At 62.2% G+C, this 1,533-nt stretch carries 1 protein-coding gene; it reads left to right on the forward strand.

Features of this window, described 5'->3' with window-relative positions:
• The first annotated feature begins 190 nt into the window (after positions 1-190).
• Entirely contained in the window at positions 191-1,432 is a 1,242-nt protein-coding gene (locus EEB19_RS26265) for an IS110 family transposase (RefSeq protein ID WP_187590274.1), read from the forward strand.
• Positions 1,433-1,533 lie beyond the last annotated feature (101 nt).

Consider the following 1,533-nt stretch of genomic DNA (forward strand, 5'->3'; position numbering starts at 1 on the left):
GGGGGGATCATTGATGGGTGGATCGTGGCCGTCCCCGGACGCTTCCCTTGTGTCAGTGAGCCAGTTCCTCAGTGTGGGGTGCGGGGCCTACCACGGGAATCGTGGATTGTTGCTACGAGCACGCGGATCAGACTCCTGAGTTGATCAGCGCCCTGCCCATGATCCACGCCGGTCAGAAAGGAGACTGGTGATGGAAGTCTTGCATGGGCGTTGCGCGGGATTGGATATCTCCAAACGCGATGTCAAGGTGTGTGTTCGCAGTCAGCTCCCGCGGCGCAAACAACCCGACCGTGAGGTCACCACATGGTCGTCGATGACCGAAGACGTGCTGGGATTGCGCGATTACCTGCTCGGCGCGCAGGTCTCGTGCGTGGTGATGGAAGCGACCAGCGATTACTGGAAAACCTTCTACTATCTGCTCGAAGACGCCCCGTTCGAGGTGATGCTGGTCAACGCCCATGACGCCAAGAATCTCCCCGGCCGTAAGACCGATGTGTCGGATGCGGCGTGGTTGGCCGAGCTCGGCGCGCACGGATTGCTGCGGGCCTCGTTCGTGCCGCCGCCACCGATTCGTGAGCTGCGTGCGTTGACCCGTACGCGCACCCAGATCGTGCGTGAACGCAACCGCGAAATCCAGCGTCTGGAGAAGGTTCTCGAAGATGCCGGGATCAAATTGTCGGTCGTGGTCAGCGATATCACCGGCGTGTCGGCACGACGGATGCTGTCCGCGCTGAGCAGCGGCGAACGCGATCCCGACGCGTTGGCGCAGTTGTCGGTACGTCAGATGCGGGCCAAGATCCCGCAGCTGCGCCGAGCTCTGACCGGCCGTTTCACCGACCATCACGCATTTCTGGTCGATCTGCATCTGGACTTCATCGACCAACACACCCGGGTCATCGACTCGCTGAGCACCCAGATCGAACAGGTGGTGACTCCGTTTCGTCACGCCCGGGAACTGATCTGCACCATTCCCGGGATCAGCATGACCACCGCCGAGGTCATCGTCGCTGAAACCGGTGCCGACATGTCCCGGTTTCCTACCGCCGGCCACCTCGCCTCGTGGGCAGGGGTCTGCCCCGGCCACCACCAGTCCGCTGGACGCGCCACCAACGTCGGCACCCGACCCGGAAATCGCTACCTCAAAGGCGCCCTGGGCACCGCAGCCCTATCGATCGCCCAGCACAACGGAACATTCCTGCACGCCAAATACGTGCGCCTGGCCAAATCACGAGGCAAATCGAAAGCCCTTGTCGCCATTGAACATACCCTGATCGACATCATCTGGAGCCTACTCACCACCGACTCCATCTACGACGACCTCGGCGCTGACTACTACACCCATCGCCAACCCGAACGCGCCCGCAACCGCGCCGTGGCCACCCTGCAGCAACTCGGCTACACCGTCACCATCGAACCCCGAGACGTCGCCTAACCAAACACCGGCCAACCAGGGTCGCAACCACCGACCCCATTCCAGCATGCCCCAGGGGGTCAGCTACCCAACTCACCTCACCGAACTCTTCGGATCAGGGA

It is taken from the genome of Gordonia sp. OPL2, from assembly GCF_003797825.1.
Taxonomy (GTDB): Bacteria; Actinomycetota; Actinomycetes; order Mycobacteriales; family Mycobacteriaceae; genus Gordonia.